Annotated in this window: 1 protein-coding gene; it reads left to right on the forward strand. The window is 64.8% G+C overall.

Features of this window, described 5'->3' with window-relative positions:
- The coding region (locus AC559T_RS18665; RefSeq protein WP_498869561.1) for a phosphopantetheine-binding protein at positions 1-216 on the forward strand (216 nt) is incomplete at both ends.

Genomic DNA, 216 nt, shown 5'->3' on the forward strand with positions numbered 1-216 from the left:
GCACTCGCTCCTTGCGACACGGGTCGTCGCCCGAGTCAACGCGATCCTCGGTTCAGGGCTGAGTCTGCGGGACGTGTTCGACCATCCCACGATCGCGGGCCTGGCCGAGATCATCATCGAAGGCTCGAGCGTCTCGACAATTCCAGCGTTGCAAATCGGGGATCTGCCACGGCCCGCCAACCTGCCGGCGTCCTTCGGACAGCAAGCCCTCTGGGT

It is taken from the genome of Frankia sp. Hr75.2 (assembly GCF_949319125.1).
GTDB classification, from domain to species: Bacteria; Actinomycetota; Actinomycetes; order Frankiales; family Frankiaceae; genus Parafrankia; species Parafrankia soli.